The organism is Alcaligenes sp. SMD-FA, from assembly GCF_025960365.1.
GTDB lineage: Bacteria > Pseudomonadota > Gammaproteobacteria > Burkholderiales > Burkholderiaceae_B > Alcaligenes > Alcaligenes aquatilis.
The window spans coordinates 2,678,914-2,702,327 of record NZ_CP110108.1 but is presented as its reverse complement, the minus strand read 5'-3'; the positions used below and the strand labels follow the sequence as shown (position 1 = coordinate 2,702,327).

20 protein-coding genes are annotated in these 23,414 nt (G+C 56.7%); 7 read left to right on the top strand and 13 right to left on the bottom strand.

What is annotated here, in order from left to right:
- Position 1: 1 nt before the first annotated feature.
- The 3 genes from OKX01_RS12485 (at position 2) to ftsB (ending at position 2,439) form a co-directional block, all read left to right on the top strand.
- Positions 2-448, top strand: a complete 447-nt coding sequence (locus OKX01_RS12485; RefSeq protein WP_094197273.1) for a MarR family winged helix-turn-helix transcriptional regulator — start codon at positions 2-4, stop codon at positions 446-448.
- A 353-nt stretch (positions 449-801) separates the two neighbouring features.
- A complete protein-coding gene (eno, locus tag OKX01_RS12480; RefSeq protein WP_009456510.1) occupies positions 802-2,088 on the top strand; it encodes a phosphopyruvate hydratase in 1,287 nt (428 codons plus the stop codon).
- Between the two features lie 9 nt (positions 2,089-2,097).
- On the top strand, positions 2,098-2,439 hold the full coding sequence (ftsB, locus tag OKX01_RS12475) for a cell division protein FtsB (protein ID WP_230017720.1): 342 nt from the start codon (positions 2,098-2,100) through the stop codon (positions 2,437-2,439).
- A 362-nt stretch (positions 2,440-2,801) separates the two neighbouring features.
- Here ftsB and OKX01_RS12470 read toward each other — a convergent pair whose 3' ends face one another.
- From OKX01_RS12470 to OKX01_RS12415, 12 genes are all read right to left on the bottom strand, one after another.
- The gene (locus tag OKX01_RS12470) at positions 2,802-3,644 is read right to left on the bottom strand and encodes a TadE/TadG family type IV pilus assembly protein (protein WP_230017723.1); all 843 of its coding nucleotides are present in this window, start codon (positions 3,642-3,644) and stop codon (positions 2,802-2,804) included.
- A 65-nt stretch (positions 3,645-3,709) separates the two neighbouring features.
- Positions 3,710-4,621 (bottom strand): Hsp33 family molecular chaperone HslO, encoded by a 912-nt coding sequence (gene hslO / locus OKX01_RS12465; RefSeq protein ID WP_094197271.1) that lies wholly within the window; start codon positions 4,619-4,621, stop codon positions 3,710-3,712.
- 43 nt (positions 4,622-4,664) lie between these two features.
- Positions 4,665-5,213 carry an RDD family protein gene (locus OKX01_RS12460; RefSeq protein ID WP_162496899.1) on the bottom strand — a complete coding sequence of 183 codons (549 nt, stop codon included), beginning with the start codon at positions 5,211-5,213 and terminating at the stop codon, positions 4,665-4,667.
- A 106-nt stretch (positions 5,214-5,319) separates the two neighbouring features.
- The gene (locus tag OKX01_RS12455) at positions 5,320-6,669 is read right to left on the bottom strand and encodes a THUMP domain-containing class I SAM-dependent RNA methyltransferase (protein WP_264672881.1); all 1,350 of its coding nucleotides are present in this window, start codon (positions 6,667-6,669) and stop codon (positions 5,320-5,322) included.
- Positions 6,670-8,215: 1,546 nt separating this feature from the next.
- Positions 8,216-8,632: a CopD family protein gene (locus OKX01_RS12450; protein ID WP_094197268.1), complete on the bottom strand. Its 417-nt coding sequence runs from the start codon at positions 8,630-8,632 to the stop codon at positions 8,216-8,218.
- Positions 8,633-8,635: 3 nt separating this feature from the next.
- Complete coding sequence (locus tag OKX01_RS12445; protein WP_413544453.1) at positions 8,636-9,931, bottom strand: glutamate-5-semialdehyde dehydrogenase; 1,296 nt, start codon at positions 9,929-9,931, stop codon at positions 8,636-8,638.
- 68 nt (positions 9,932-9,999) lie between these two features.
- Entirely contained in the window at positions 10,000-11,061 is a 1,062-nt protein-coding gene (gene holA, locus OKX01_RS12440; protein WP_094197266.1) for a DNA polymerase III subunit delta, read from the bottom strand.
- A 2-nt stretch (positions 11,062-11,063) separates the two neighbouring features.
- The gene (gene lptE, locus OKX01_RS12435; RefSeq protein WP_094197265.1) at positions 11,064-11,696 is read right to left on the bottom strand and encodes an LPS assembly lipoprotein LptE; all 633 of its coding nucleotides are present in this window, start codon (positions 11,694-11,696) and stop codon (positions 11,064-11,066) included.
- 2 nt (positions 11,697-11,698) lie between these two features.
- Positions 11,699-14,356, bottom strand: coding sequence for a leucine--tRNA ligase (gene leuS / locus OKX01_RS12430; RefSeq protein WP_094197264.1), 2,658 nt, complete (start codon positions 14,354-14,356; stop codon positions 11,699-11,701).
- 214 nt (positions 14,357-14,570) lie between these two features.
- Entirely contained in the window at positions 14,571-14,738 is a 168-nt protein-coding gene (rpmG, locus tag OKX01_RS12425) for a 50S ribosomal protein L33 (protein ID WP_003802781.1), read from the bottom strand.
- A gap of 35 nt (positions 14,739-14,773) precedes the next feature.
- Entirely contained in the window at positions 14,774-15,010 is a 237-nt protein-coding gene (rpmB, locus tag OKX01_RS12420; RefSeq protein ID WP_003802782.1) for a 50S ribosomal protein L28, read from the bottom strand.
- A 140-nt stretch (positions 15,011-15,150) separates the two neighbouring features.
- Positions 15,151-16,299 (bottom strand): Bcr/CflA family multidrug efflux MFS transporter, encoded by a 1,149-nt coding sequence (locus tag OKX01_RS12415; RefSeq protein WP_264672879.1) that lies wholly within the window; start codon positions 16,297-16,299, stop codon positions 15,151-15,153.
- 350 nt (positions 16,300-16,649) lie between these two features.
- Between OKX01_RS12415 and OKX01_RS12410 the strand changes: the two genes are divergently transcribed.
- The 4 genes from OKX01_RS12410 to OKX01_RS12395 all read left to right on the top strand — a co-directional run bounded on the left by OKX01_RS12410 (position 16,650) and on the right by OKX01_RS12395 (position 21,778).
- Positions 16,650-17,888 carry a class I SAM-dependent methyltransferase gene (locus OKX01_RS12410; protein ID WP_094197263.1) on the top strand — a complete coding sequence of 413 codons (1,239 nt, stop codon included), beginning with the start codon at positions 16,650-16,652 and terminating at the stop codon, positions 17,886-17,888.
- Between the two features lie 538 nt (positions 17,889-18,426).
- A complete protein-coding gene (locus tag OKX01_RS12405; protein ID WP_264671805.1) occupies positions 18,427-19,470 on the top strand; it encodes an ABC transporter substrate-binding protein in 1,044 nt (347 codons plus the stop codon).
- Between the two features lie 164 nt (positions 19,471-19,634).
- Positions 19,635-20,492 (top strand): ABC transporter permease, encoded by an 858-nt coding sequence (locus tag OKX01_RS12400; RefSeq protein ID WP_094197262.1) that lies wholly within the window; start codon positions 19,635-19,637, stop codon positions 20,490-20,492.
- Positions 20,489-21,778, top strand: coding sequence for a quaternary amine ABC transporter ATP-binding protein (locus tag OKX01_RS12395; protein ID WP_108727735.1), 1,290 nt, complete (start codon positions 20,489-20,491; stop codon positions 21,776-21,778). The genes OKX01_RS12400 and OKX01_RS12395 overlap by 4 nt, the downstream gene beginning before the upstream one ends.
- Positions 21,779-21,986: 208 nt before the next feature.
- On the opposite strand, the gene OKX01_RS12390 is transcribed toward OKX01_RS12395, so the two are convergent.
- Positions 21,987-23,408 carry an MATE family efflux transporter gene (locus OKX01_RS12390; RefSeq protein ID WP_125276559.1) on the bottom strand — a complete coding sequence of 474 codons (1,422 nt, stop codon included), beginning with the start codon at positions 23,406-23,408 and terminating at the stop codon, positions 21,987-21,989.
- Positions 23,409-23,414: the final 6 nt, after the last annotated feature.

Here is a 23,414-nt window from a genome sequence, read left to right as displayed (position 1 = left end):
CATGATGAATGAATTTCCGCAACTTCAAGCGGCTCAGCAATTGGGGCGCACCTATCGCAGTCTGATGGCGGCGTTTGACCAGCAGTTGGGCATGCCCTTGCCGCGCTGGCGTGTCCTGATTGGCTTGTACCAAGAGAACGGCTGCCTGTCTCAAAAGCAGTTGGTTCGCTTGCTGCGCATTGATCCGGCTGCGGTGACACGGCAGCTTAAAAGCATTGAGTCCTTGGGGCTGGTTGAGCGCTTCACCGATGAGCAGGATAATCGGCTGACCAATGTGCGCCTAAGTCCTGCTGGCCGTGAGCTGGTTGAGGCCACCTTGCCGCGTCGCCGCCGCCTAGTGGAGGCCATGCTGCAAGATTTCTCCGACCAGGACTTGAACCAGTTGATCACCTTGTTGGGCAACTGGGAAAGCGCCTTGTTGAAAGCGGCCGACAAAGATTTACTTTGAGACGTATCGGTACTTTTTGTATTTACAGAGACGCCGCCTAGTCTCGGAATTTCTGGTGATAATAAACATGTGCCGGTTTCGATCAGGACGAAGGCAGGGGCTGGAGTCCCGGCTTTTTTCCAGCTTTCGAGACCAGACATGGCACGGCTGTGTCATGGGCAGGTACAATCCTGTTTTAGCAGGAGGGCAGGGGCGCTGATTGCACTATAGCTGTCGCGCTTGCTGATCTTTTCAACTTCCAGGCTAGGCGCCTTTTCAAGCTGATCTTCATATCGGTTTACGGCGATACGCCCGGCAGCAGGATTGTTTAACTTATCTAGCTTAATGCTACTTCAGGCAGGACTGTCAAAATCATGAGTGCAATCGTAGATATTATTGGCCGCGAGATTCTGGACTCCCGTGGTAATCCAACGGTGGAGTGTGATGTATTGCTCGAATCGGGCGCTATGGGGCGTGCCTCCGTTCCTTCTGGTGCATCCACTGGCGCTCGCGAAGCGTTGGAGCTGCGTGATGGTGACAAGAGCCGTTACCTGGGCAAAGGTGTTTTGCGCGCTGTCGAGAACCTGAACACAGAGATCTCCGAAGCCTTGATGGGTTTGGATGCTCAAGAACAAACCTTTATCGATCGCACCCTGATCGAGCTGGACGGCACCGAAGACAAGAGCCGCCTGGGCGCGAACGCCATGCTGGCTGCCAGTATGGCGGTGGCCCGTGCCGCTGCTGATGATTCGGGTCTGTCCCTGTACCGTTACTTTGGTGGCAGCGGTGCCATGGCCATGCCTGTGCCGATGATGAACGTCATCAACGGTGGCGCACACGCCAACAACACCCTGGACTTGCAAGAGTTCATGATCATGCCCGTGGGTGCCAAGAGCTTCCGCGAATCGCTGCGTATGGGTGCAGAAGTTTTCCACACCTTGAAAGGCCTGATCCACGATCAGGGCATGTCCACTGCGGTGGGCGATGAGGGTGGTTTTGCTCCGAACGTGGCCAACCACGAAGCCGCGATCGAGCTGATTCTGCGTGCTATCGAGCAAGCTGGCTACGAGCCTGGCACCCAGATTGCTCTGGCCCTGGACTGCGCGGCTTCCGAGTTCTACCGCGATGGTAAATACCACCTGGCTGGCGAAGGTGGCGTGTCCCTGAGCTCGCAAGACTTTGCCAACCTGTTGGCCAACTGGTGCGACAAGTACCCCATCATCTCCATCGAAGACGGCATGGCCGAAGACGATTGGGACGGTTGGCGCATTCTGAGCCAGCAATTGGGCGACAAGATCCAGTTGGTTGGTGACGATTTGTTTGTGACCAACACCAAGATTCTGAAGAAAGGGATCGAGTTGGGTATCGGTAACTCGATCCTGATCAAGATCAACCAGATCGGCACCCTGACCGAAACCTTTGCCGCTATTGAGATGGCCAAGCGCGCTGGTTACACCGCCGTGATTTCGCACCGCTCGGGTGAAACCGAAGATTCCACCATTGCGGACATCGCGGTGGCGACGAACGCCATGCAGATCAAAACAGGGTCCTTGTCCCGTTCTGATCGCATGTCCAAGTACAACCAGTTGTTGCGTATTGAGGAAGAATTGGCAGAAGTTGCTACCTTCCCAGGTCGCGAAGCGTTCTATAATCTGCGCTAATTCTGTTTGATGGACCGGGTCGTAAGACCCGGTTCTTATATCGCCATGCGCCTGATCGTTCTGCTCCTGCTGTGTTTGACCCTGGTAACCCATTACGCTTTATGGTGGGGCAAAGGCGGTTGGCTGGACGTACGGCAAATGCAGACCAAGCTGGTCGCGCAAAAAGAAACCAATGAAGCCCTGACAGCGCGTAATAACGCTTTGCTGGCTGAGGTTCAGGATTTACGTTCGGGTACTCATGCCGTTGAAGAGCGGGCCCGTAGCGAGTTTGGCATGATGCGTGAAGGCGAGATCTTTGTGCAGATCGTGCCTCCCGGTGGTTCGGCTGCCACGACAGCCAGCCCACGCTAAGAAGTAGCGCGCAAGGCGCTGCTGGAATGGCTGATCAGCCAGTTCAGTTCTGATTATTCTTCTACCTTATGTTTGGGTCGTTGATCCGGGCTTTGTTGCGCCCCTTGGATGTGGGCCTGAATGGGACTTGGTTTTAAGTGCCAGTCATCTCAGGATAAGAGTTAGTGGCGTAGTGGCTATGAAGTCCCTTTGGCTTTGTGGGTTTTGTGATCGCCTTATCTGCACTTTCTTTCTCCTTGGTCTTCTTTACTGCCCTGACTACGGCCACAACGGGTTGTAATTCTGTATCCCGCTTGGGCAGGAATGCGTTTATAGCGTCCTATGCCGCCGACACCTGACGCCCGCCTTGGGTCGCGCTGCAGTTAGTAGCAGGCGGGGTTTGGGGGCAGGGAGTCAGCTCCTCCTGAGTCTGGGGTGGGGGCGGCAGGTCCTGGAGAGTGGGTGCCATCACCTGGTCCTTGAACAGAGTCATTCCATGAGGGAAGACGACCACTCCCATCCGTCGATGGTATTCCCGCTGGCTCTCTATCTGCTGACCAGCCTGTTTGGGAAACTGGCAAGGCAAGCGCGTTTTCAGTTTGCTGGGTATAGATAACTCGACCGTCAGCTAAGTCATCCCACTGCACTGCATCGGACTGCATAGGGTGTCTGATTTCCAGGCGTAGCCAGACTGCTGCCGAACCTGAAGGACTGGGCATACTGGCGGCAAACTTGGGTAGCAGGCGAAGCAAGGAAAGAGGCCCTGGCTTATGGGCATAGAGCAGGTACAAGTGTAGTGTGTTGGCCTGGTAGATGCTGGGGCCGCCGTGGCTGGCTTGCCCGTCTTGCAGCGCCTGCCAGCCTTGGGTAATACTTGCACGCCCCTTATGCTGCCCGGAGGGCTTGCCGTACTGCATAAAAGCCTGCACTGAGGGAGACAGAATCTGGATTTGCCACTGATCGTGTAGGGGCACGTTGGCAGCGGCCAGTGTTTGGCCGAATGCCAAGGCAATGGTTTCAGGCTGGGCATGATGCACGCTGGCCTGGCGTGCGGCCTGTAACAGACCGTGCTGTAGGCGTACGCGCAAGGAGTACAGCGTCAGCACGTCCAGCACCAGCCAGCTAAGCAGGATGATGGCCAGCAGGGCTCCCATGATGTGAGAGCCTGCCAAGCCGGATTGGCGATGGAGTGAAGAAAAAAAATCAGCCATGATGGTTGTCATCATGGCTGACTGTCTTCTAGCCCGATAGAGGGACTTGTGCGAGCGTAGTGTCTCGTAGAGACATCGGCCTAGTGCAGGGTGTCATCACCCGGCTGCGTGTCGCCCTTGTCGACAAACAGGGATGCACAATCGATTGCATCGTACTGATAGGGTTTACCGCAGAAGTTGCAGGACACATTGATGGTGTCTTGTTCTGCCAGCATTTGCTCGATCTCTGCCTGGCCCAGCATACGCAGCATATTGCTGACGCGTTGACGGGAACAAGGGCAATGCCAGCGTACGGACTGGGGTTCGAAGACTTGCAGATCTTCTTCCCAAAACAGGCGATGAATCAAGGTGTCGCTATCTAGTTGCAATAACTCCTGGGTCTGGACCGTGGAGCCCAGCGCCAGAGCGCGTTCCCAGGTGTCCAGGTTCTGAGCCAGACTGTGGCCGCCTTGGGGTGGGATGCGTTGTAGCAAAAGACCCCCACAGCGGTTCTCATCGGCGGCCAGCCACAAGTGTGTATCCAGTTGCTCGGAGGTGCGCATATAGGTTTGCAGCACCTCGGCGACTGTTTCACCTTCCAGCGGAACTACGCCTTGGTAGGGACGGAAGTCCTTGCTGCTTTGGCGAGGGGCCAAGACGACAGTAAAGCGGCCCTGGCCTTGCGGATTCAGCAGGGTTTGCAAGGTGCCGGTTTGGGGCACGGGATGGTTCTCACGCAGCGAAACCGTTGCGCGTATGTCCATGTCCGAGGTGCACTCCACTACCAGCAGGGCAATGGGACCATCACCCTGGATTTGTAGAATCAGGGAGCCGTCAAACTTGAGATTGCCCGCCAGGAGCACCGACGCGGCTACCAACTCGCCCAGCAAGTCGCGGATGCAGGCAGGGTAGTGTTGGTGTTCCAGCCCCATTTGCCAGGCTTGTTCAAGATGGACAATCTGGGCGCGTGTGCTTTGGTCGGCGAACAGGTATTTTTTTAAAATGTCAGTCATGACTTTGCGGTACTACTAAAAAATGAAGAGGCAGCCTGCCTGCTCAGGTGGCCGCCGAAGTAACACGGGTGGGGCGCGCATCGATCAGACGAGTCTTGCTAAGACGGTCGTGCAGGAACTGCTGGTCTTTGTCGAACCAGGTCCAGATAAAGTTCAGAAAAGGCGTAAACACAATAAGAAGGTCCGTGGACGCATAGCCTGTGTAGCCAGACAGAAGCTGAATCAGCAAAGCCCCCAGCAAGGGCAGGGGCCATAGCAGAATATAACGCAGCAGCAGGGTACCGAGGGCAGGAATCTGGCCCTGCTCGTTCACCAGACGCATATGCCAGGTCTTCATGGGCAGGGTTTGGCCTGCTTTGCGCCAGCACAGTACGAAATAAATCCCCAATGCAATAAACAGAATGACCTGACGCACATGACGCAGATCCAGGCCGCTACGGCTTTGGGTCAAAGTATCAAACAGATAGCCGGCAGTAAAAATAACGCCAAACAGCAGGATGGATTCATACATCATGCAGGCAAAGCGTCGCCAGCGGCCAGGAGTAGTGAAGGTGGGTGTCATGGTGCGTTTTGAAGCAGGCAAGACTGTCATTATCGCGTATATCGGAGGCGAACGGAACGTCGCCCCTATAAACAAGGGCCAAGCCATTGATTGATATGGACTTGGCCCTTGGGGCATGTGCAAGACTGTTTAACGCTTAATCGTCGTTGACCGAATCTTCGCTGGTGCCCGAGGCCGTTTCGTTATTGCGATAGCTGGCCGGAACCATGTCAAAGCAGAACAGACGGCAATCCAGAGCGCCGTTATACAGTGGGTAACGACGCTTGGGCTTGAGGCGCATATGACGCGGCAGCTCCAGGTCGCTGCTGATCATGTTGACGCTCCAGTTGGCGAAGTTTTGCTTGAGGTTGCTGGCCCAGTTTGGCCAGAAGTCCTCGTCCTGATGTTCCAGACGCTCGCCGTAAGGAGGATTGGTGACAATCCAGCCGGCTTCTGTCTCGGGGCGAATCTTCAGGGCATCGCCTTGCTCGAAGCGAATCGTCTCCAGCGTCAGGTGCGAGCGTTCCAGATTGGAACGAGCAGCATCCAGAACGGTAGGGTTGATGTCGTAGCCAATGAGCGGGGTATCCAGACGAGGGGCGATCATGGAACGCGCTTCGTCCTTGATGTCACGCCACAAACGCTGGTCGTGGCAGCGCAGACGTTCGAAATGGAAGGGGCGCCAGATTCCGGGAGGTGCTCCCAGAGCCATCCAGGCGGCTTCGATCAGAATTGTGCCACTACCGCAGAAGGGGTCGATCAAGGGTTTGCTAGGGTCCCAGCCAGATAGGACCAATAGGCCCGCTGCCAGGTTTTCACGCAAAGGCGCATCGCCCTTGTCGTGACGCCAGCCACGCTTGAACAGGGACTCGCCACTGGTGTCCAGATAGAAGGTGGCGCTGGTCTCATCCAGGAACAAATGTACCTTGGCGTCCGGGCGTACCGTGTCGATGTAAGGACGTGCGCCTTCCAGATCTCGCAGGCGGTCACAAATCCCGTCTTTGGCGCGCAGATTGCAGTACTGCAGGCTTTGCATGGGGCTGCGTACCGCCGAGGTGTCAACGCGCAGTGTTTGCTCGGGGCCGAACCAGCGCTCCCAAGGCGTTACGCGGGCCAGGGCCAGAATGTCTTCCTCGTTGGTGACAGGAGCGTGCGAGACTTCCAGCAAAATGCGTGTCGCCAGTCTTGAGGACAGGTTGGCGCGCATGACGCCAATCCAGTCTGCGTCAAAATGGCAGCCGGCACGGCCGGTTTGAACGTTCTCGTAACCCAGTGCTTGCAGTTCCAGCGACAGCGCCTCTTCCAGCCCTTGGGGGCAGGGTGCAAATAGACGGTAGCGTTCGCCTTGCAGGGCTTTGACCTGGACGCGCTCATTTTGCTCGATATTGCTATCGGGCAGGCGTTGGCCGGGCTTGGGGGCCTGAGGGCTATCTACACGCTGGATGGGAGACACGTACTGCGGAAAGGCATCCGAGTCACCGGCGGGCTTGAATAAGCCACTGGGCATTTTTCCAGCAGGGGTACGGTCCGAAGTTTCCTTGTCACCTTGGAACGCAGGGCGTTCGCGGCGCTCGCCAGAGAAATTACGGCGTTCACCGGTTTGCGGGCGGCTGTCGCGGTCACGGTTGAATGCCGGGCGTTCGCGGCGTTCACCTGAGAATTCACGACGTTCGCCCGATTGTGGACGGCCACCTTCGCGGTTGCGGTCAAATGCGGGACGTTCGCGGCGTTCACCGGAGAACTCACGACGTTCGCCCGATTGCGGACGGCCACCTTCGCGGTTGCGGTCGAATGCGGGACGCTCACGACGCTCACCAGAGAATTCACGACGTTCGCCCGATTGCGGACGGCCACCTTCGCGGTTGCGGTCGAAAGCGGGACGCTCACGACGCTCACCAGAGAATTCGCGACGTTCGCCCGATTGTGGACGGCCACCTTCGCGGTCACGGTTGAATGCGGGACGCTCACGACGCTCACCAGAGAATTCGCGACGTTCGCCCGATTGTGGACGGCCACCTTCGCGGTCACGGTTGAATGCGGGACGCTCACGACGCTCACCAGAGAATTCGCGACGTTCGCCCGATTGCGGACGGCCACCTTCGCGGTTGCGGTCGAATGCGGGACGCTCACGACGCTCACCAGAGAATTCGCGACGTTCGCCCGATTGTGGACGGCCACCTTCGCGGTTGCGGTCGAATGCGGGACGCTCACGACGCTCACCAGAGAATTCACGACGTTCGCCCGATTGCGGACGGCCACCTTCGCGGTTGCGGTCGAAAGCGGGACGCTCACGACGCTCACCAGAGAATTCGCGACGTTCGCCCGATTGTGGACGGCCACCTTCGCGGTTGCGGTCAAATGCGGGACGCTCACGGCGTTCGCCGGAGAATTCACGACGTTCGCCCGATTGTGGACGGCCGCCTTCGCGGTTGCGGTCGAAAGCGGGACGCTCACGACGCTCACCAGAGAATTCACGACGTTCGCCCGATTGCGGACGGCTACCTTCGCGGTTGCGGTCGAAAGCGGGACGTTCACGGCGCTCGCCAGAGAACTCACGACGTTCGCCCGATTGCGGACGGCCACCTTCGCGGTCACGGTTGAATGCGGGACGCTCACGGCGTTCACCGGAGAATTCACGACGTTCGCCCGATTGCGGACGGCCACCTTCGCGGTTGCGGTCGAATGCGGGACGCTCACGACGCTCACCAGAGAATTCACGACGTTCACCCGATTGCGGACGGCTACCTTCGCGGTTGCGGTCGAATGCGGGACGCTCACGACGCTCACCAGAGAATTCACGACGTTCGCCCGATTGCGGACGGCCACCTTCGCGGTCACGGTTGAATGCGGGACGCTCACGGCGTTCCTGGTCACGTTTTTCTACGTAGGGGCGTGCCTCGCGTTTGGGGCCGCCTTGGCGGTCTTGCTGCTGGCTGGCCGCACGTGCGCGCGCACCCGAGCGCACGCGGGGTTCCGCATTGCTGGCTTTCTTTTTAGTGCCTGGGCTCAGGCTAAGTGTCTTGCGTTCAGATTGGTCTGACATGAATAAGGTATTAGAAGGGTTTTATAACCACCAGGATGAGGACCAGCAGCAGAACGATGACCGGAATTTCATTGAACCAGCGGAAGAATACGTGTGAGCGGCTTTGTTTCCCTTGTTGGAACTGCCGCAGATAGCGCCCGCACACACCGTGAAAGGCAAACAGGATCAAAACCAGGGTTAGTTTGGCATGCATCCAACCCTGTCCTTTGCCTATGCCGTAATACAAAAATAGTCCCAGGCCTGTCAGCAAGGTCAAAATGGCCAAAGGGGCCATAAAACGATACAGGCGTCGGGCCATACCCAAGAGCGTTTCATAGGTCTTGGTATCTTGCTCCTGGGCAAGATTGACATAGATGCGGGGCAGATAAAATAGCCCCGCAAACCAGGAGGTTACAAACAAGATGTGAAATGTTTTTAACCAAAGCATGATTTAACCACGTATTTGGCCATTGCCATGCAAGACCCATTTGTAGGTCGTCAGGCCTTCCAGGCCAACAGGGCCACGGGCATGAAGACGGTTGGTGGAAATACCGATTTCTGCACCCAGGCCGTATTCGAAGCCATCGGCAAAACAGGTAGGCAGGTTCACCATGACGGAACTGGAGTCTACCTCGCGCTGGAAGCGCTCGGCCTGGCTCAGGTTTTCTGTCACGATGGATTCTGTGTGCTCAGAGCTGTACTGGGCAATATGGTCCATGGCCTGGTCCATGGAATCGACAATGCGGATCGCCAGAATGGCCGCGGCAAATTCGGTTTCCCAGTCTTGCTCGGTAGCGGGGGCCACGTTGGCGACCAGGGCACGGGTTTGTTCACAGCCTCGCAACTCCACCCCTTTGTCCTGTAATTGGCGGGCCATTTCTGGCAGGAAAGCCGGTGCAATGCTGCGGTGAACCAGCAAGGTTTCCATGGTGCCGCAAATACCGTAGCGGTAGGTTTTGGCATTGAACACGATGCGAGAGGCTTTTTCCAGATCGGCAAATTCATCCACGTAGACGTGGCAGTTTCCGTCCAGGTGTTTGATCAGGGGAACCGTGGCTTCGGCGCTGAGCCGCTGGATCAGGCTCTTGCCACCACGCGGGACAATGACGTCCACGTAGTCGTTCATGGTGACGAGCAAGCCAACGGCGTCGCGATCGGTGGTGGGAACGACTTGCACGGCATCTTTAGGCAAGCCGGCACGCTCCAGACTGCTGGAAATAATGTGTGCCAGGGCCTGGTTAGAGTGAAAAGCTTCACTGCCGCCGCGCAGAATGGTGGCGTTGCCAGATTTCAGGCACAAGGCGGCGGCGTCAATGGTCACATTGGGGCGCGATTCGTAAATGATACCGATCACCCCTAAAGGTACACGCATCTGAGCCACGCGCATGCCATTGGGACGGGTGCGCGAGGCGCTGATCTGGCCAACGGGATCGTCCATGTCCGCAATTTGACGCAGGCCTGTGGTCATGATCTCCAGTGCCCGGTCTGACAGAGCCAGGCGCTCGATCATGGCCGGGGGAATCTGACGTTCACGTGCTGCCTGCAAGTCCAGTTCGTTGGCCGCTTGCAACTGGGCTTTTTGCTCAATCAGGGCATCCGCCATATAGCGCAGGGCATCGGCCTTGGCTTTGCCTGTGGCGGCGCGCATGCGACGGGCTGCAAGCTGGGCGCGCTTGCCCAAATCTTGCATCATGGCGGACAGATCGCCGACCTGGGTGGTGGTAGAGGACTGGGTGATATCGTTCATAGCCGTGTAACTCTCCGGTTCAAGAGAGCATTATCGCAACAATTAAGAAGTTAAGGGGTGTCGGACGCTTAGCGGCGGGGCGCTTGTGTCGCAACCGCGATACGCATGGTCAGGCGGCGCATTTCTTCCCACGGGTCTTGTTGACGTCCGCTGGGGTGCAGGCCTTTGATCAATCGGTCTATATCGTGAGCATGTAGCACCGAGGCAGGCCAGCTTTGAGGCGGGATGCGGTCCAATGCCTGACGGACGAGTTTTTCGCGTGGGCCAAAAATGCGGTATTGGCGAAACAGGTTGGACAGATCCTGCCCTTGTTGACGGGCTTGCGATAAACGTGCCAGGGTGCGGATTTCCTCGCCTACCGCCCACAAGACCAGAGGCAGGGCCTCGCCCTCTGCCTGCAAGCCATCGAGTACAGTCAGGGCGCGTTGACTATGGCCAGCCAGCATGGAGTCGCGCAAATCAAACACGCTGTAGCGAGCCACGTTCAGGACGGCGTTTTCCAGTTCCTCTTGGCTTAACTGACCGGGAGGGTAAATCAGGGCCAGTTTCTGGATTTCCTGGTGAGCCGCCAAGAGGTTGCCTTCGACCTTGTCAGCCATCCATTCCAGGCTGTTGCGCTCCAGGCTTTGATCCTGTGCTTTGAGGCGTTGGGCAATCCAGCCTGCCAGGGAGTTGCGGTTGACGGGCTGGATGTCAATCCAACTGGCCACTTGCTCCAGGGCCTGGCACCATTTGCTGTTGCGTGTGGCTTTATCCAGGCGGGGGAGTTGGATCAGAAAGCTGGTGCCATCCATCTGCCCGCCACTGATCAGTCCGCACAGTTTTTGCAAAGCATCGCCGCCTGGTTTGCCCGGTTTGCCACTGGGAATGCTGACATCCACCAGTTTTTGATCGCCAAACAGAGAGATGTTCTGGGCGACAGCAAACAGCTGTGACCAATCTGCGCGTGCATCCAGGGTAAAGCTGCTGCGTTCCGTAAAACCATCCTGGCGGGCGCGAGCGCGCACGGCATCGGCGGCTTCAACCAGCAAAAGGGGCTCGTCGCCAGACACCACATAAAGCGGTTGGAAGGCTGCAGATGGCGTGGCCAGCTCGCGCAGCAAGGTGTCGTGGTCGACCCTGCGCCCCATCTTTACAACGGTGCCTGTTGTCGGTTGGGCAGCAGCTCCATCTCTTCCATGGAACTGAGCTCGGGCTGACTGCTGATGAAGAGGTAGGCGCTGGTGACATCGGGCGAGCTTAGGCGACGCACAATGCGGTTGATCAAGGATTGTTCCATATCACGGAAAATCATCTCGATTTCGCTGTCTTTGGCTTGGACGGCTTCCGCGTCATAAGGCACTTCACGTATGACGTCCAGCGTGGTGGGCGGCAGCACTACGCGGCCTTTGGCGTCCAGCAGCTCAAATGTGAAGGTCAGTTGCAGTTCGTATTCTTCCACCTGGCCTTTGGCATTGATGGAAATTTCACGCTGATTACGGTTGAGCGAGAGCTGTCGCAAAATGGCCTGGGCCTCTTGCGGGCTCTCCACAAAGCGACTTTGAGGCGAGCTGGCCAATAGGGTTCGACGCAGGTTCGCGCCAAAAGCGCTGTTGTCTGTAATGTTGGTGTAAATCGCGTTGAACGGCAGTGGGGCTATTCCTTTGAGGTGGAAACCACACGCTGTCAGAAAAAAACTGAGCAGGATGATCAAGCCCGCCAGTCCCCAGAACCTGGGTGCAGGAACAGACAAGGCGCTGGAAGGAAGCAGGCGGGCTAAGTGCATGATTAACCTACGACGTTAACAAGTTTGCCAGGCACCACGATGATGCGCTTGGCGGGACGGCCTTCCAGATACTTGAGCACCGCTGCGTGTTCGGCTGCGGCTTGTTCAATGGCGGCCTTTTCTGCTCCCTGGGGTACGACCAGAGAGCCGCGCAGCTTGCCGTTGACTTGCAGCATCAACTCGACTTCGTCGGCAATCAAGGCTTGTTCATCCACGACAGGCCATTGGGCATCCAGCATATCGCCTTGACCGTCAGCCCAACCCAGCTCACGCCACAACTGCCAGGTGATGTGGGGGACAACTGGATACAGAACGCGCAACAGGATGGAGGTAGTTTCAGCTAGCGCACGTTGTGCGGCCGGCGTGTCTTCCCATTGCGTCTGCTCCAGGGTGTTGAGCATTTTCATGCAAGCCGACACGACGGTGTTGTACTGAATGCGCTCGTAGTCGTAATTGGCTTGTTTGAGCAAGGAGTGGATTTCCAGACGGGCACGTTTGGCAGCAGCGTCCAGATCGCTCCAGTCGGTCGTTTGTGCATTGCCAGCGCGCAGAGCATCGGCGCGGTTGTAGCAGAAGGCCCACAAGCGACGCAGAAAGCGGTTGGCGCCGTCCACGCCCGAGTCCGACCACTCCAGTGTCTGCTCAGGCGGGCTGGCGAACATGATGAACAGGCGGGCGGTATCTGCTCCCATGGTATCGATCAGGGACTGGGGATCCACGCCGTTGTTCTTGGACTTGGACATGGTGCCAATACCGTTGTATTGAACGGGCTGACCATCACTCTTTAAGCGGGCACCGATAATCGCGCCTTTCTCGTCGTAAATGTTTTCGACAGTTTCAGGCCAGAAGTATTCGATACCCCCTTGTGGGGTGCGACGGGTGTAGCTGTGATTGAGCACCATACCCTGGCACAGCAGGCGAGTGAAGGGCTCGTCGATCTTGACCAGCCCCATGTCGCGCATGACTTTGGTCCAGAAACGGGCGTACAGCAAGTGCAGCACAGCGTGTTCGATACCGCCGATGTACTGATCCATGGGCATCCAGTAATCGCTACGTGGATCAGTCATGGAATCGTGCAGATTGGGGGTGGTGTAGCGCAGGAAGTACCAGGACGAGTCCACAAAGGTGTCCATGGTGTCCGTTTCGCGACGAGCCGGTTTGCCGCAAGAAGGGCAAGCGCACTTCAGGAAGGCTTCGTGCTTGTTCAGCGGGTTGCCGCTGCCATCGGGAATCAGCTCTTCGGGCAGAACCACGGGCAGGTCTTTTTCTGGAACAGGCACCGGACCGCAATCGTCGCAATGGATGATCGGGATTGGGGTGCCCCAGTAACGCTGACGGGAAATGCCCCAGTCGCGCAGACGGTAGGTGGTTTGTTTCTCGCCCAGTTCTTTGGCGTTCAGATCGGCAGCAATGGCATCGACGGCAGCGACGTGCGCCAGGCCGTCGTATTTGCCGGAGTTGATGGTTTGACCTTGCTGCTTGTCACCGTACCAGTCTTGCCATTGGGTGGCGTCGTATTCTTTGCCTTCAACGCCAATGACTTGCTGAATAGGCAATTGGTACTTCAGCGCAAAGGCGAAGTCGCGCTCGTCGTGAGCGGGCACGCCCATCACGGCACCGTCGCCGTAGCTCATCAAGACGTAGTTACCGACCCAGACAGGAACGTCCGCACCCGTCAGGGGGTGCTTGACGCTCAGGCCGGTAGGCAGGCCTTCTTTCTCGCGGGTCGCCATATCGGCTTCCGTGGTGCCGCCTTTCTTGCATTCCTCGATAAAGGCAGCCAGCTCAGGGTTGTGACGAGCAGCCAAAGCAGCCAGTGGGTGTTCAGGGGCAACGGCACAGAAAGTGACGCCCATGATGGTGTCCACGCGGGTCGTGAACACGTACAGTCGCCCATCCTGAATCAGTTGGCCTTGCTCGTCACGAATTTCGTGAGGGAAGGCAAAGCGCACGCCCTGACTCTTGCCGATCCAGTTTTCCTGCATCAGGCGAACACGTTCGGGCCAGCCGGGTAGGCCGGTTTTGACGGTCTCCAGCAGCTCTTCGGCGTAGTCGGTAATGCGCAGGTAGTAGCCAGGGATTTCACGCTTTTCAACCAGCGCGCCCGAGCGCCAGCCACGGCCTTCAATAACTTGTTCGTTGGCCAGAACGGTTTGGTCTACCGGGTCCCAGTTCACGGTCTGGGTCTTGCGGTAGGCAATGCCTTTTTCCAGCATCTTCAGGAACAGCCACTGGTTCCATTTGTAGTATTCAGGGTCGCAGGCGCACATTTCGCGCGACCAGTCGATAGCCAGCCCCATCGCCTGCATCTGCTTTTTCATGTAGGCAATATTGTCGTAAGTCCACTTGGCGGGTGGCACTTGCGATTTGATGGCGGCGTTTTCAGCAGGCATGCCAAAAGCATCCCAGCCCATAGGCATGAGAACGTTAAAACCGCGCATGCGTAGCTGGCGCGCCATCATGTCGTTGATGGTGTAGTTGCGCACGTGGCCCATGTGTAGCTTGCCGCTGGGATAGGGCAGCATGGAGCATGCGTAAAACTTGGGTTTGAGCGAGCCATCGGGAGCGGTGGCGTTTTCGACGGCGCGATAGGCGTCCCGATCGGTCCAGTTTTGCTGAGCGAGTTGTTCAACCTCGCTGGGGTTGTAACGTTCCTGCATGAGTGGCAATACCGTTTTAGACAAAAGTAAAGGAGTATCCGCCATTATACGGGGCAAATCTCGCTGTGGACGGCTGCATGGTGGGCAGTGTGCATGAGCGTAATGGCAGATAGGAGGCAGGCCTGTCACAGCAGCCTGTGAAGCGCAAAAAAAACCCCTGCAGGGCAGGGGCTTTTTTTGAAAACCAATCCGCTGCAGTAGCGGCGGGCGCGAATTAACGCAGCTTGGTTTCTTTGTACTCGACGTGCTTGCGAACGACGGGGTCAAATTTCTTGATCACCATTTTTTCAGGCATGTTGCGCTTGTTTTTTGTGGTGGTGTAGAAGTGACCGGTGCCGGCGGACGATTCGAGTTTGATTTTTTCGCGTATACCTTTAGCCATGATGAGCTCCTGGTTAAATGTTTAAGAAGCGCAGCTTAGTATTTTTCGCCGCGGGAGCGCATTTCGGCCAGAACGGAGTCGATACCGTTCTTGTCGATGGTGCGGATAGCATTAGCGGAAACGCGCAGGCGAACCCAGCGGTTTTCACTTTCAACCCAGAAACGACGGGACTGCAGGTTTGGCAGGAAGCGACGCTTGGTTTTATTGTTGGCGTGCGAAACATTGTTGCCCGACATTGGGCCTTTTCCGGTCACTTGGCATACGCGTGCCATGGTCATACCCCTTGAGATCTAAATCAGCCTCCGCTAAACGAAAAAAGCCGCGGGCGATTGTAAAATTAGGATCGTGTTAACCCCAGTGCTGGGGTACAAAGAAGATTATTCTAATATGGAAAAATCACTTAGATCAAGTTTTACCGTGCTTTCCTCGCGGCATTGCGGCCAAACAGCCACGATAAGATGGCACAGATCGCCAATACGGCGGTCAATGGCAAAGCATTGGGAGCAGCCCAACTGCTGACGGCGAAACCGGCTAACGCTCCACACATCATTTGCAAAGCGCCCATCAAGGCCGAAGCAGTTCCCAGGCGAAGACCTTGTTCAGACAGGGCCAGGGCGGCGGAGTTGGGGTTTACAAAGCCCTGACAAGCCATAAAACCCATCAGTGTCACCATCAACCAGGTCAGATCCAGCACGCCCAGCAGGGTCAGAATCGCGCCCAGCACAGTAAAGATCACCTGCAGTCCCTGCGCCACGCGCAACAATGTGGGTGGGCTGTAAGTATTGAGCAAGCGGGCACTGACTTGAGAGAAAACAATCAGACAGGCCGCATTGGCACCAAAATAAAAACCGAAATGACGCGGCTCGACAGAAAACAAGTCGATAAAAACGCGCGGCGATCCGGCGATATAGGCAAACATGCCCGCAGAGCTGAAACCGGCGGCCAGGGAATAAAACATGAACGGCCGGTCACGCAGCAAGGCGCTGTAATTATGTGCGATCAGTTTGGGCTGCAGCGGCAGTACGCGCTCCGGGGCCAGAGACTCTTTCATGGTGAAAAAAGTCAGCAGCCACAGGAGCACACCACAGCCTGCCATGAAGTAAAAGATGCCGCGCCAGTCGCTAAACAGCAGGATCTGGCCGCCAATCAGCGGAGCCAGAATGGGCATAACCCCCATGATCAGCATCAGCATGGACAGGGCGCGGGCGGCTTCACGGGTCTCGAAACGGTCCCGGATCACGGCACGGGGAATGGCCATGCCAGCCGCCCCTCCGAAGGCCTGGACGATACGCCAGACAGTTAGTTCATCAATATCGCTGGCGCGTGCACAGAAAAAAGAAGCGGTGGTGAAAATCAGCACGCCCATCAGCAAGGGCAGCTTGCGGCCGAAGCGGTCCGCCATTGGGCCATAGACCAGTTGGGCCACACCGACGCCCAAGAGGAAACCCGCTAGCGTGCGCTCTACCATGCCTGCCGAGGTGTTCAGGCTCTGGGCCATCGCCGGGAAGGCGGGCAGGTACATATCAATGGCCAAAGGGCCCAGGGCCGTGAGTAGCCCCATCAGAATCAGCCAGGGTGGAAATGCAGGGGAGTGGTTGCGTGTCATCGGGCCAAGTATTAAGGTGGGGCAGATCCTGGCCGAGAGCCTGAACCCACTACCCTGTGCCGCGCATCAATGCAAGCCGATGCAATGGGCCAAAGGCAGGCAGTTTAGCATGGGGCAACGTCAATATTGGGGTGAGTGCTTTAGGTTTGAAGTATGTGATCCGTGACTTTGACGCAACGGATCCAGGGGCGGATTGTATTAGGCTACAGGATTGACAGCTTACGGGCGGTGTGTCGCGGTAGGCGGCACATTGTCATCTTTGTTTGTTTACATGCAAGGAGGCGAAGTTGAGTTCAATTTCATCCATGGTCCAAGCCAAATTAGATCAACTCAGCGTTCCGGTTCGACTGACCTTGCCCAATGGTGAGCAGGTCGGGACAACCAACGCATCGGTTCATCTGACGATCAAAGACAATGCCACCTTGGCGCAACTGGCTGCCGGCCAGTCCGGACAGTTGGGCGAGGCCTACGTGGAGGGGCGTATGGACTTTGACGGGTCCATGCGCGATTTGATGCAATTGGCCGCTGATATCTTGCCGGGCTCGCCAGTCGATGCCGCCCAGGCGGGCTGGCTGACCTCCATCATCAAGCACCTGACTTCTGTCTGGCGTCACTCCCAGGAAAAGGACGCCAAGCAGATCCAGTTTCACTACGACTTGTCGGATGATTTCTACGCCTTGTGGCTGGACCCGCGTCGGGTCTATTCCTGCGCCTATTACCGCGAGCCGGACATGACGCTGGCTCAGGCTCAGGAAGCCAAGCTGGAGCACATTTGTCGCAAGCTACGTCTGCAATCCGGCGAGCGTTTTCTGGATGTCGGGGCCGGGTGGGGGGGGCTGTTGATGTGGGCTGCTGAACACTACGATGTGGACGTGACAGGTATTACCTTGTCCCGTAACCAGCATGCCTATGTGAACGGGCTGATCGAGCAAAAGGGTCTGTCGGGCCGCGCCCGTATGATGCTGCTTGATTACCGTGAGCTCGATGAACTCAAGCCTTATGACAAGCTGGCCTCGGTGGGCATGTTCGAGCATGTGGGGCGAGCACAGTTGACGGCCTATTTTGACAAGCTGCGTCGTTTGGTCAAACCCGGTGGTTTGATTCTGAATCACGGTATTACGGCCGGTGGTGTGGACAATAGCCAACTGGGCGCCGGGATGGGCGACTTTATCGAGAAATACATTTTCCCCGGTGGAGAGCTGACTCATATCAGCCATGTATTGCGTCATTTGGCGGAAGGTGGTCTGGAAGGGCTGGATATTGAAAATCTTCGTCCCCACTATGCGCGTACCTTGTGGGCCTGGAGCGATGCACTGGAAAGTCAGTTGGACAAGGCCAAGGCGACGCTGGATTCGGAGCAGGGCCAAAAATCCCTGCGTGCTTATCGGGTGTATCTGGCCGGTTGTGCCATGGGCTTTGAGCATGGCTGGATCGCCTTGCATCAGGTTCTGGCTCAGGCCCAAAGTGTAGGGCGGACCCAGGAGCTGGAGTATGCGCCTGGCATCGTGTATCCATGGCGACGGGATTACATGTACCAGCCTTAAGTGAGTCATCCAAAGAGCAAATGACAAGGTGTTAGGCCTTGTCATTTGCCTTTTTGGGCCCGGTTTCTACATCCCTCGATTCGCCCTGAATCATTAAGTAACAAAAAAAAATTTAGAAAATCGCTGAAACCACGTCAAACAAGGGTTTTGTTGTGTTTTAACCATTGACATATTTTTGGATTTTACTGGTTTTTCGTGGTAATAATTTGTTTTTGATTGCAAAGACCCGTAGAATGGCTTCCTTGTCTTATTCATCAATTCGATCCAGAACCGCTCGTGCAGCGTGTTCTATTCGCACCAAATCATCGCCCCGCGCGGTGTGACCCGGCCCCAGCCGTTTTGTTTCGGTCAGGGCGCAGAACGATATAAAAAAGGGTGTTTACCCATACGCATCGTTCCGGGTTTTTCGTGAGTGCCTGGCACTCGTCTATACGTAGGTATGTATTGGCGATAAAAGCATCGTCTTCCGCACACCCCTTTAGCCTTGGCGCCGACTGATCATGCAGGACGCGTCCACAGTAACTCAAGGAGGAGCATCATGTCTTCATACTTCCCTCACGCCGGTGCCAAGTCGCGCTTGCACCGCTTTCCCCTGATTCAAGCCTCTGTGCTGACCAGCGTTTTGCTGGGTTTGTCGTCCGCCGCACAAGCCGCTACCCCGGTTTCCTGCGAACTGGATCGTGCTGTCCGCTTTGGCGGTATGAATTGGGAATCCAACCTGGTCCTGACTGAAGTCGAGCGTTTTATTGCTGACAAGGGCTATGGCTGCAAGACTGAGGTCATCTCGGTCGAGACGCTTCCGGCTTTGGCTGCATTGGAGCGAGGCGACCTGGATGTCAACACGGAAATCTGGCTCAACAGTGTGGCAGACCCCTGGAAACAGGCGCAAGCTACAGGGAAAGTAAAACGTATTGGTGATATCTACATGGGTGGCGAAGCCTGGTTCATTCCACGCTACACGGCCGAGCGTTTGCCAGAGCTGAAGTCCGCCGCGGACTTGCCCAAGTTCAAAGATAAATTCAAAGACCCTGAAGAGCCCGGTAAAGGCCGTTTCTATGGCTGCCCGGCAGGTTGGGGGTGTGAAGTGGTCAGTGGCAATCTGTTCAATGCCCTGAAGCTGGGTGATACCTACACCTTGTTCTCGCCCGGTACCGGTGCCACGCAGAAGGCTGCCTTGACCTCCGCTTACCAGCGCAAGGAAAACATCGTTTTCTACTACTGGTACCCGACACCGCTGGTGGGCTCCATGGATCTGGTCAAGCTGGAGTTGCCAGCCTATGACGCGAAAAAGCATGGTTGTTTGACGGACCCCAATTGTGCCAATCCGGAGCCTAGCGACTACCCCGAAAATCCGGTGTTCACCGCTGTTAATACGGAGTTCTCCAAGCAGGCTCCCGAGTTGACGGCCTTCCTGGCCAATGTCAGCGTGCCTTTGGAGTTGATGAACGACACCATGGCTCATATGGAAAAAACCGAGGGTGAGCCCGAAGATGTGGCGCACTGGTTCCTGAAAGAGCACCAGGATACCTGGTCCAAGTGGGTGCCTATGGAAGTGGCTCAGCGCGTAAAAGCCGCTCTTTAGTATTCGTGTTGTTGTGTAAGCGAGGCCGGCCTCGGTATCGGCATCCTTCGGGGTGTGGGCACTGAGCCGTACCTCGCTTTTGTGCCTGGTCAGTTTGTGGCCGGCAGGCTCATGGCCGGGCGGCACGCCCGCGCCACATGCACGAGTTTTACGGAGTGTTTTTTATGTTTCCTGAGTTGATTGATCCGCGCGCCTTACGTTTGCCCATCGATCAGTTTGTGGGTGATCTGGTTGACAATTATTCCAGTGCCTTGCGCGCCATGACCCAGCCTTTGCTGGATATGCTGGTTTTTATGGAGTCCGTCTTACGCAGCAGCCCTTGGTGGGCGGTTGTGTTGGTGGTGGTGGTGCTGGGTTGGGCTGCCAGTCGTCGGGTTCTGTTCTCCGTCGCCATGGGGGCGATGTTGTTCGCCATCGGTTTGATTGGCTTGTGGGATGCTGCCATGCAGACCCTGGCGCTGATGATCGTGGCCGTTTTCCTGTCTGTCCTGATAGGCATACCACTAGGTTTGTTGATGGCCAGCTTTAACTGGCTGCGCCGCATCATGATGCCGATCCTGGATGTGATGCAAACCATGCCCAGCTTTGTCTATCTGATTCCGGTGGTGATGCTGTTCAATCTGGGCAAGATCGCCGCCCTGATTGCCACCATCATTTATGCCATTGCGCCTGTCATTCGTTTGACGGATCTGGGAATACGTCTGGTCGACAGTGAAGTGCTGGAAGCCTCGCGTTCTTTTGGGTCCAATCGTTGGCAGCAGCTCTACGGGGTGCAACTGCCCCTGGCCATGCCTAACATCATGGCCGGTATTAACCAGACAACCATGATGGCCCTGGCCATGGTGGTGATCGCTTCCATGATCGGTGTGCGAGGGCTGGGCTACGAAGTGCTGCAAGGCATTAACCGCCTGCAAGTGGGCCGTGGCCTGATGGCCGGTTTGGGTATTGTGCTGTTGGCAATCTTGTTTGACCGTATTACGCAAGAGTTCGGTCGCCGCTTTCAGACGCGGGAGGCCTCATGAGCAAGATTGAAGTTCGCAATATTTATAAGATCTTTGGCTCGCAACCCGAGCGCTGGCTGCAAGAGGCTTGTGACGGTGTTCGCAAAGATGAGCTGCTGGCCAAAAGCGGTCATACGCTGGGTCTGCGCGATATCAGCCTGTCTATCGAGCCTGGCAGTATTTACGTCATCATGGGCTTGTCCGGTTCAGGCAAGTCCACCTTGATTCGCCACTTCAACCGTTTGATTGAACCGACGGCAGGGCAAATTCTGGTGGATGATGTGGACGTGATGAGTCTGGATGGCAAGGCTCTGATGCAGTTCCGTCAGCAAAAGATCAGCATGGTCTTTCAGCGCTTTGGCCTGTTTCCGCATCGTACCGTGCTGGAAAATGCCGCTTATGGCCTGCAGGTGCAGGGCATGGGCCGCGCCGCTCGGGAAGAGAAGGCCACTTATTGGCTGGAGCAGGTGGGTCTGCAGGGTTTTGAAAAACAGTATCCCCATCAGTTATCTGGCGGTATGCAGCAACGTGTGGGCCTGGCACGCGCTTTGGCCACCGATGCGGACATCCTCTTGATGGACGAAGCGTTTTCGGCGTTGGATCCACTGATTCGACGTGAAATGCAGGATCAGTTGCTGGAGCTTCAGGCCCGTCTGAACAAGACCATTGTGTTTATTACGCATGATCTGGATGAGGCCCTGCGCCTGGGTAACCGGATCGCCATTCTGAAAGATGGTGAGCTGGTCCAGGAAGGTTCGCCCGAAGATATTTTGCTCTCGCCCGCCAGCGATTATGTACAGGCTTTCTTGCAAGACGTGAACCGCAGCAAGGTGCTGAATGCGGCCCATGCGGTGCGCGATTCCAGCAAGACATTGACCTTCACCATGCGTACCCGTGCTGTTCATGCGCTGGAGCGCTTGAGCGAACGGGGCGTGCGTTATGCACCTGTGCTAGATGGCAAGCGCCTGGCCGGTGTCTTGATGCGTTCCAGTGCCCAGGAAGCGGTGCAGCAAGGCGCACGGGACATCTCCGGCTTTGTGGATGAAATGAGTTCAGTGCCCGCGACCATGGGGCTGGATGAAATTTTGGGGCAATTGCTGCGTAGCAGCGAACCTTTGGCGGTGACTGGGGAGAATGATGAGTTCCTGGGCCTGCTATCGCGTAGCAAGGTCGTGGACCTGGTCAGCCCATTGATTGATGCGGTTGAGGAGTCGGCGCAGGCAGAGGCGGATGCGTCCTCGGATTCAACTACAGACGATACCGTCAAGCTTGCGGAAGCTATTGAAGGCAGTAAGCCTGCTGCCTGAGTTTCCTTGTCTTGGTAAGGCAACAGAAAAAACGGGACCAGTTATTCAACTGGTCCCGTTTTTTTTATATGTTTGCGCGTTGAAGATTTACCGTATTTCGGCCTTGGGCTTTTGAGGCTGAGCAAAGAGTAAAAAAGCACAGGGTAGTCAGTATCGGAGCGTCTGAGTTTGCCGTGGACTGAGTGAGTGTCAGTGCCCCAGGTCTGGCTTATTGGGACGCCTGCGTCTTGCGCCTTGTCGGATTGTAGATGCGCAAAATATGAACGTACCAGAACAGCAGCAACAAGGCCGAAGCCCCCAGGCCCAGGCTGGACATGGTCCATAAGCTGGCCGCCCCCACAGGTGCTCCCGGTGCCAGCCGTTGAATGACGCCTTCCAGCGATCCGGCTGCAGGTCCAAAACCCAGCCACCACCCCCCACCCAAACCCAGTACGCTCAAGGCAAAGAATTGCAGCAGCATGGGGACAAAAGCCACTTTATACGCGCGCAGCAGATAGGAAATCAGGCACTGGAACGCATCGAAAAAGTGGAAAAAGGGCAGTAGTTGCAGCAACAGCAAAGCCCGGAGTGCGACATCGGCATCATCGGTGTAGGCATGGGCCAAGGTCGGACGCAGCAGCACCAATAGGGTAATCGTTAAGGTTACCCCCGCCAGCACGATTGCCAGACTCAGCATTCCCACTTGGCGGGCGCGATGATATTGCCTCGCACCAATCGCTTGAGCGCTGACTGAGGCAGCGGCAACGCCCACGGCCATCGGCACCATAAAGCAGACGGCGGCCAGATTGGCCATGATCTGGTGCGCACCCGATGCAAAGACTCCCTCGCGGGCGACCAGCAGTGCCATGAAGCTGAAGGCGCAGATCTCGATCAGGTAGGAGCCGCCCATAGGCAGACCCAGACGCAGCAGTTCTTTTTGGGCCGCCCAGTTGGGTAGCCCCAGTCGCAGCGTAAACGGCTTGTAGTAGCGGTCGGTACGCAGCAACCACAGGCCTGCCGCCAGCATCAGCCAGGACACTACCGTAGTGGCCAAACCTGAGCCGACGGCGCCCATGGCCGGTAGTCCAAATTTCCCGAAAATCAGCACCCAGTTGAACAGGGCCTTGAAGGCCACGCTGAACAGATTGATCAGCATGACGGCCTTGGGGCGCGATGTGGCGGTACCCAGGCAATAAATGGTTCGGAATACCAGGGCGGCGGGTAGAGCCAAGATCAGACTGCGTAAATACCAGGTCACCCGGTCGTGAACCTCAGGGCTTAAGTCGCCCGACCAGCGTAACCATATATTGGGAAAGGCCAGCGCCAGGGTGCCGATCAAGGTCAGCAAAAGGGCCAGCCACACGCCTTGCCCCCACCAGCGGCCCACTTCTGTCAGGCGGCGCGCGCCAAATTGCTGCGCAATGATAGGAATCAGAGCGTGGATGACGCCCATCAAGCCAATAAAAACGGTGATGTAAATGGATACGCCCAGGCCCATGGCCTGTAGGTCGATCGGGCTGCTGTGGCCGACCATAACGGTATCTAGGACACCAAAGGCGATACCTGCCCAGGAGCCAACGAGCACAGGCCAGGCCTGACGCAGGATCTGACCTGCCTGGCCTTTCCAGTTGCGATGAAACACGGAGGACATGATTGA

Bases quoted from the DNA above. Each gene is read 5' to 3' on its own strand.
- OKX01_RS12410 (WP_094197263.1), top strand. From the start codon at position 16,650: ATGGTCCAAGCCAAATTAGATCAACTCAGCGTTCCGGTTCGACTGACC.
- hslO (WP_094197271.1), bottom strand. From the start codon at position 4,621: ATGACTGACATTTTAAAAAAATACCTGTTCGCCGACCAAAGCACACGC.
- OKX01_RS12455 (WP_264672881.1), bottom strand. From the start codon at position 6,669: ATGCCCAGTGGCTTATTCAAGCCCGCCGGTGACTCGGATGCCTTTCCG.
- OKX01_RS12445 (WP_413544453.1), bottom strand. From the start codon at position 9,931: ATGAACGATATCACCCAGTCCTCTACCACCACCCAGGTCGGCGATCTG.
- ftsB (WP_230017720.1), top strand. From the start codon at position 2,098: ATGGACCGGGTCGTAAGACCCGGTTCTTATATCGCCATGCGCCTGATC.
- OKX01_RS12450 (WP_094197268.1), bottom strand. From the start codon at position 8,632: ATGCTTTGGTTAAAAACATTTCACATCTTGTTTGTAACCTCCTGGTTT.
- holA (WP_094197266.1), bottom strand. From the start codon at position 11,061: ATGGGGCGCAGGGTCGACCACGACACCTTGCTGCGCGAGCTGGCCACG.
- OKX01_RS12390 (WP_125276559.1), bottom strand. From the start codon at position 23,408: ATGTCCTCCGTGTTTCATCGCAACTGGAAAGGCCAGGCAGGTCAGATC.
- OKX01_RS12400 (WP_094197262.1), top strand. From the start codon at position 19,635: ATGTTTCCTGAGTTGATTGATCCGCGCGCCTTACGTTTGCCCATCGAT.
- OKX01_RS12470 (WP_230017723.1), bottom strand. From the start codon at position 3,644: ATGATGACAACCATCATGGCTGATTTTTTTTCTTCACTCCATCGCCAA.
- rpmB (WP_003802782.1), bottom strand. From the start codon at position 15,010: ATGGCACGCGTATGCCAAGTGACCGGAAAAGGCCCAATGTCGGGCAAC.
- eno (WP_009456510.1), top strand. From the start codon at position 802: ATGAGTGCAATCGTAGATATTATTGGCCGCGAGATTCTGGACTCCCGT.
- lptE (WP_094197265.1), bottom strand. From the start codon at position 11,696: ATGCACTTAGCCCGCCTGCTTCCTTCCAGCGCCTTGTCTGTTCCTGCA.
- rpmG (WP_003802781.1), bottom strand. From the start codon at position 14,738: ATGGCTAAAGGTATACGCGAAAAAATCAAACTCGAATCGTCCGCCGGC.
- OKX01_RS12485 (WP_094197273.1), top strand. From the start codon at position 2: ATGATGAATGAATTTCCGCAACTTCAAGCGGCTCAGCAATTGGGGCGC.
- leuS (WP_094197264.1), bottom strand. From the start codon at position 14,356: ATGCAGGAACGTTACAACCCCAGCGAGGTTGAACAACTCGCTCAGCAA.
- OKX01_RS12460 (WP_162496899.1), bottom strand. From the start codon at position 5,213: ATGACAGTCTTGCCTGCTTCAAAACGCACCATGACACCCACCTTCACT.
- OKX01_RS12415 (WP_264672879.1), bottom strand. From the start codon at position 16,299: ATGGGGCTACTCACGGCCCTGGGCCCTTTGGCCATTGATATGTACCTG.
- OKX01_RS12405 (WP_264671805.1), top strand. From the start codon at position 18,427: ATGTCTTCATACTTCCCTCACGCCGGTGCCAAGTCGCGCTTGCACCGC.
- OKX01_RS12395 (WP_108727735.1), top strand. From the start codon at position 20,489: ATGAGCAAGATTGAAGTTCGCAATATTTATAAGATCTTTGGCTCGCAA.